Genomic DNA, 6251 nt, shown 5'->3' with positions numbered 1-6251 from the left:
GTCAGGCAAGCCATCCTCACCGCGCTCGCGCAGCCGCCCCCAATCCGTTGTCCCCACTGCCGCAGAACCCTCTCCGCTAAAAATCTGCCAAAGTAGTGCTAGCGAGAACAGCGCCCATAAGCTCCGGCAAGGCCGCTGGTGGCTTTTCCCGTGGTGGGCGAAGGAGATGCCGAACGCCTGATTTCAGGCGTTCGCGATCGATTTCCAGCGCGCCAGCCGCTCTGCGATCAACTCCGCGCACTGGCGATCGTCGTTTCCGTCCAGGATGGCCAATCCGCCGGATCGGCGCGCAGGTAGACACCGGACGTCCGCGCGTTCACGCCTTCGGGGCCATCCGAACGGGTCGTAAAATACCCGGCGGCGCGATCGACGGACTCCAGCAGGATCTCTCCCGTACAATTGCGGTGCGTTAGGGTCGCGGGGCCGTTCTCCGTTCCAGTAGTAGAATACGCCGGCAGGCTCCTTCCTCTCCTTCAGGGCTTCGCTCCAGTATCTGGCGGACAGAGTGCCGTCCTCCAGCCATGAGCGGCCACGCAGCTCCAGCGTACTGTCGAGGGCTCGCGAGATGCGCAGGAGGCCTACGGCGGAAGGCTCCCGCGGGCCCGCGCGCCGAGAGGGAGAATTGCCACCACAGGCCCTCAATGCGTGCGACGCGGCCCTCGCTCTCGATCGCCTTTCGAAGCTTCTGGTTGATGGTCCTCATCTCGGCAGCCTTTGTCGCTTCGCCGTATCGTACGCACGTCAATCCGAGGAGATCGGTCGGAAGCTTCGAACCCCTCGCATGCAGTATGAAGGTTCGGCGCGAGCCGAGGACGCTGCTGAAAGACCGGCTTCGAAGACGACATGGTCGCGCGGAGAAGCCTGGCCGGAACCAGCGGAAGGGGAAGCGTGCAGGCTGGCCGTCGTCCACTCGTCGCGGGCGAACACGAACGCCGCGAAGTCCACTTCACGCGTAAGCTCGAGGAGACGGGTCAGCGTGGTCGTGCCTGGATTGAAGGATGTCGTCCAGGGATCGACATGCGCGACGTCTTCGAGGCCGCGCGTAAGCGCCTGCACCAGCTTCATCTGCGCTCCCGACGAGCCAAGGAAAATGCGGGGCTTGTTCATCTATTCCCTCACTACAGCAGGTCGTACCACCGCCGTCCCCGCTGCCACCGTGTCTTAACCACGCTGAATGCGCAAGACACGCACGGAAACGATCCCCGCCCGCGGCCGAATCTGTAGGATACTTGTGGAGAGCAGCCACCGAGAGAACTGCACTTGCGTGCGCGTTCAGCGTTAGGCTGTCGCGACCTGAAATGACCTGCCGAGGTGGAAGGAGCCCCGCTAGTTGGCGACGGCTCGCAAGGGCTAGTCCCGATTTGAACCGCTGAGGACCTTTGCCACCTATGCGCCACCGATCTTCGTCGAGGGCGCATTCATCGCCGCCTCTGGCGGCTTCATCTCCATCGCCGTGGCGATCGGCATCTCGGTCTGGCGGGCGCGCGAGGCGAAGAACGTCGAGACATAGGGATCGGCGCGCTGGGCGAAACCGAATGAGGTCAAGTCCGCCGGTCTGCTCGGGCTGACGGCGTGGTACTCGGCATGTTCGATCGCGATTATCTCCGTCACGACGGGCCGGAACATGTTCTGTGCTTCGCGCCGACGAGAAGCGGCAAAGGCGTCGGCCTCGTCGTGCCATCGCTTCTCACCTGGTCGGGTTCGGCCATCGTGCACGATATCAAGGGTGAAAACTGGCAGATCACGGGAGGATTTCGCGCCAGGCACGCCAGGCACGGGCGGGTGCTGCTGTTCGATCCCACGAACAGGAAGTCCTCCGCCTACAACCCGCTTCTCGAAGTGCGCCGCGGCGAGTGGGAGGTGCGTGACGTCCAGAATGTCGCCGACGTGCTGGTCGATCCCGAAGGCCCGCTCGAAAAGCGCAATCACTGGGAGAAGACCAGCCACTCGCTGCTCGTCGGGGCGATCCTGCACGTACTCTACTCCGAGCCCGACAAGACGCTGGCCGGCGTCGCGGGATTCCTATCAGACCCAAAGCGGCCGATCGAGACCACTCTGGCAGTGATGATGACGACGCCGCATCTCGGAGAGATCGGCCCGCATCCCGTCGTCGCCTCAACGGCGCGAGCTCTTGAACAAATCCGACAACGAGCGGTCTGGCATTCTCTCCACCGCGACGTCGCTCAAGCCGTGCTGCTGCTGGACCGAGCCGGATGGCACACCACCGGCAATCTCGTCTGGCCAAAGAACATCACGCCGATCCTGCTGCCATCGCGCTCTCCGGAGCTCAATCCGGTCGAGCAGGTCTGGCAATAGCTGCGCGCCAGTTTCCTCTCCAACCGCGTCTTCGACACATATGACGACATCATCGACGCTGCCTGCGACGCATGGAAAAGGCTTGCCGCAAAGCCCGACGCAATCACCTCAATCGGAATGCGGAAGTGGGCACATTCAGGTCATTTGTGAGGGCCGTTGGTATAAGTTAGCGTAGCGCCCTGCCCTCGCCTAGGCCTGCAAAGCCCTCATCCTAGATTCGGCGGCGGCATCGTGAAAAGACATGCACACGGCGGGATTACGCCGTGTACGAACATTGGCCCTGCACCGGAAAGCAGACACGCGCAATGCGATTGCGAGCAGACGGGTTCGCGAAATGTCGCGATCAACCGTGAGGCTGGTGCACATTCATCTCGACCTATCTTGATCACGCAGGATTAACCCTGCGTACCCGTCTGGCGGCCCCACTTGGAACTACATGCCGGAAAACGGTAGCCATGAAGAAGGGGAACGTGCGGCGCGGCGATCAGGATGAGAGGTCTCTCCCAGATTGTCGCGCTATAGGAACGCTTTCGTCGTAAAGCTGAGCAAGAGGACCATCAAACGTGCTGCCTGATAGTTATCGGCTCTTGGCCGGCGCAGGTTCAAATCAGGGACGCGCAACCACCGATACCGACATTCACTGATCGTAGTGATCTGAAAAAACTGAGGCGCATCTTGTTACCGGTAGTCTTAAGGCCCCGCTCCCCTCATCACGACGCTGGAAGCAGACGACGCACGCCCGAGACTGGCTCGTGCGCAGCGCCGACGGCCGATGGTCGCCAGCCACGTCTCGCCGAACGGCCCCATGTTCACGGCCGTTGGCCGCGTCGAAACCTCGTGATCGAGCGGCAAAAGCGGCAGCACCAGTTCGCCGAAGGGATAGGCTTCCTCCAGATGCGGATAGTCCGGGAGGATGAAGGTATCGATCCCAATGCGCGGTATTCGTCGATCCGCTCCGCCATTGTCGCCGCGTCGCCGACCAGGGCGGTGCCGGCGCCACCGCGCTAGGCCGACGGCCGGCCCACAGGGTTCGGGCTGATTTCGAGTTTGTCGCGACGGCCCCCGTGCAGCCGGCCCATGCGCGACTGGCCGACGGAATCCATGCGCGAAACCTTCTGCGTCTTTGAAAGGCTACGATGACTCAGAAACCCTCCGCTCTCAATTAGCCCAATTCTGTCTCATTGGCGCTGACGCCGGTGAGAAGGCGCATCTGTCCGGTGCTGCGACTTACGACGCCGACGAGAAGGACTTTACCGAGGGATGCGAGGACGACCGCCACTTCCGGTTTCATTGTCTCCCCGGAGCATGCCACGGAGATGCTCGAGCACGTGGGATATGCATCATTGAACGATCAAAGGCGATCTCGCCAAGAGCAACAGACTCTAACGCGGCGCGATTGAGGATCGTCAGCGAGCCGTGGTCGTATCGCGTCATATACCGCCGTTCCCATTCTCTCAGGCAACGATTCACTTTCGCTCGAGAAGCCGGGACCATTGCCGCGAGGTCGGTCTGCGAAATGTGGATACTCAGAGCTCTATCCACGGTAGCCGTGCTGTGCGGCCTCTCTGTCAATCGCAAGAGCGTGCTCGCCAATCGAGTGGATAGGGCACTGGCCGCACTGTGGATCACTCGCTCCTGCGCGTCGTGGGTTGCTTCGCACAAGTACGGGATCACCTTTAATGCGAGATCGGGGTGTTTGTCGAAGACCCTAACCATGAAAGCTACTTCGATTTGCAGCAAGTCGCTGTCCGCAACTGACTCCGCATTCATGTTACTTCTTCGCGTGATGAACAATCTAGTCAGGTCAAAAGTGTCACCGGGACCAAGATCTGCAAAGATGAATTCTCGTCCGTCCGAGAGGGGAGCACTAAGCCGAATTTTTCCTTGAATTATGTAGTAAATATAAAGTGGCACATCGCCAAGGCGAGTTAAGATTTTATGCTTCGGAACCCTTCGCAGAATGGCCACTTTCGCCAGTTCACTAAGAATATCCTGGTCAAATTGCTGAAATAAGCGTATTTTATCGAGCTGTTTGACCCGAACCTCAGCGCCGCACTCTGCCATGGCTCCTGCCCCCCTGATAGGGTAAAGCGCCCCGGTCCCCTAAAGCGTTGCCTTGACTACCTCTTAGAACGAGTCCGATTTCGGGCCGTTCTCGCGCAAGAGCGCTCAGACGGAAGTGTTACCATATTAGGATAGCATAAAATAGTCACTCCTATGTGCCCGGGGTAACAGCGACCCTGTCTCTGAGAGAGTTTAAATCAAATGTGATCGACTGAAAGCCGTTGGGATAACCCCCTTCTATGGGACGGCGTGTGCCATGCCCCAAGAAGGAGAAGGGATACAACAGGATTCGGGGGCTTGTCTCCATGCGGCATGCACCAACCCAGGCGTCGCGTGCGTTCTTGAAGCGGAGCGTAGAACCGCTACGGCTTCCTGTGGGAGCAGTTTGCGTGTTTCTTGCAACTGCTGATTTCCTCCTCGGAGAGACGATACTTCTTGCGTCAAATGACGTCTATCATAGGTACGTCGGCGTGAGCCCGCCAGATATTTGGGAGACGATTTATCTAAGTGTTACCGCCGGCCTATTGCTTGTCGCATTCATGGGGGCCAGAGGCGCCTACACGATCAGTGGCATCCTGGACGATCACCGCGTGATCAAAACACTCTTCACCGGGTGGTTATTCGTTTTCTTTTCAATTCTCTGGCTCGCCTTTCTCACGAAGACGACGTCGACGTTCTCCCGCGGTTCCTTGACGCTGGCGTTTGCGGTCGGATTCCCAACCCTGCTGCCTGGCCACGTGGTTCTAGCGCGTGTGCTGAAACGGCTTCTGGCCGCCGAGAAGCTCGTCCTGCGCACAGTTTATCTGTTTTACGCTGGCGGTCCTGGAATGGAAAAGGGGACAATCGGCAAGCTCGGGCAACAGGGCATCGCGGTTTGCGGTGTTTCGAACATCGAGAACCATGATGGCACGATCGCAGCACGATCGGTGCAAGCCGCCGTCGCAGCTGCGCAGGCTGCGTTCCGTAGTGAACCGTATGGGGCAGTTTATCTCTTTTGCTCTTGGGATCAGCGGAAGTTGATCGCAGGCATCCTGGACGAAATGTCCCGCCTCCCGCTGCCGATCTATCTTTTCGCCGATGCCTACATAGACAAGATTCTGGCCGGATGCCCGCTGCACACCGGCTGGCAGCGAGCCTTCGAAGTCCAGCGCGCGCCTTTGAGGCCTGCCGAACGCCTGCTGAAGCGGTTATTCGACATTGCCTTTGCATCACTGCTACTGCTGTTCCTGTTTCCGTTGATGGCCGTAGTCGCGTGTGCCATCGCGCTCGAGAGCGGTCGCCCAGTGCTGTTCCGGCAGACGCGGCGGGGTTTTTGTGGTAAGCCATTCAATATTTACAAGTTCCGATCAATGACCGTGCAGGAGAACGGTGCGGAAATTCGCCAGGCTCAGCGTAATGATGCGCGGGTTACCCGACTTGGCCGAATATTGCGCCAGTCAAATATCGACGAGCTGCCGCAGTTATTTAATGTGCTTCGGGGGGAAATGTCCCTCGTGGGGCCGCGACCCCACGCCGTCGCTCATGACGATACCTATAGTACGATTATTGCGAGCTATGCTTATCGCCATCGTGTAAAACCCGGTTTGACAGGCTGGGCTCAGATCAATGGCTTTCGAGGGGAAACGAAGGAGCTGTGGAGGATGGAAAAACGCGTAGAGCATGACCTCTGGTACATACAGTCCTGGAGCGTGCAGCTCGATCTTAAGATAATTTGGACAACCGCTGTACTGGTGCTTTCGGATCGTAATGTCTATTGATGTATAGCAGCTGGACACCTCGAACTACCGGCATTTCCAGAGTGGGTGGTGCGACAATGAGGTTGCGAACAGCCTGACGCGCGGCGGGGGCTGGATTTCGGTCGTTGGGGCTGA

The 6251-nt window shown here is 59.2% G+C and carries 3 protein-coding genes and 3 pseudogenes; 3 read left to right on the top strand and 3 right to left on the bottom strand.

All coding sequences use genetic code 11. The features are described 5' to 3' along the window. Window positions 1-741: 741 nt before the first annotated feature. Complete coding sequence (locus NKJ84_RS32620) at window positions 742-1107, bottom strand: TIR domain-containing protein (protein WP_352509935.1); 366 nt, start codon at window positions 1105-1107, stop codon at window positions 742-744. 271 nt (window positions 1108-1378) lie between these two features. On the opposite strand from NKJ84_RS32620, the pseudogene NKJ84_RS32615 reads away from it, so the two are divergent. After that, a pseudogene (locus NKJ84_RS32615) lies at window positions 1379-2182 on the top strand (type IV secretory system conjugative DNA transfer family protein); the annotation flags it as partial. Then, window positions 2182-2466 (top strand): annotated as a pseudogene (locus NKJ84_RS32610) (transposase); the annotation flags it as partial. The pseudogenes NKJ84_RS32615 and NKJ84_RS32610, both read left to right, overlap by 1 nt. Before the next feature lie 610 nt (window positions 2467-3076). Here NKJ84_RS32610 and NKJ84_RS32605 read toward each other — a convergent pair. Together NKJ84_RS32605 and NKJ84_RS32600 are read right to left on the bottom strand one after the other, a co-directional pair. Then, window positions 3077-3464: pseudogene (locus NKJ84_RS32605) on the bottom strand (alkanesulfonate monooxygenase); the annotation flags it as partial. 139 nt (window positions 3465-3603) lie between these two features. After that, window positions 3604-4380, bottom strand: coding sequence for a Crp/Fnr family transcriptional regulator (locus NKJ84_RS32600; RefSeq protein WP_352509934.1), 777 nt, complete (start codon window positions 4378-4380; stop codon window positions 3604-3606). Between the two features lie 389 nt (window positions 4381-4769). Here NKJ84_RS32600 and NKJ84_RS32595 point away from each other — a divergent pair, with 389 nt between their 5' ends. Continuing rightward, window positions 4770-6137, top strand: coding sequence for an exopolysaccharide biosynthesis polyprenyl glycosylphosphotransferase (locus NKJ84_RS32595; protein WP_352509933.1), 1368 nt, complete (start codon window positions 4770-4772; stop codon window positions 6135-6137). Window positions 6138-6251: the final 114 nt, after the last annotated feature.

The sequence above is a fragment of the Mesorhizobium sp. M0048 genome (assembly GCF_040323405.1).
GTDB lineage: Bacteria > Pseudomonadota > Alphaproteobacteria > Rhizobiales > Rhizobiaceae > Mesorhizobium.
Note: the sequence above shows the minus strand (reverse complement) of the source record. Positions and strands in the feature narration are given on the sequence as shown.

What these genes read in the sequence shown, in the direction of transcription:
- NKJ84_RS32600 (WP_352509934.1), bottom strand. Translation starts at nt 4,380, where the DNA reads ATGGCAGAGTGCGGCGCTGAGGTTCGGGTCAAACAGCTCGATAAAATA.
- NKJ84_RS32620 (WP_352509935.1), bottom strand. Translation starts at nt 1,107, where the DNA reads ATGAACAAGCCCCGCATTTTCCTTGGCTCGTCGGGAGCGCAGATGAAG.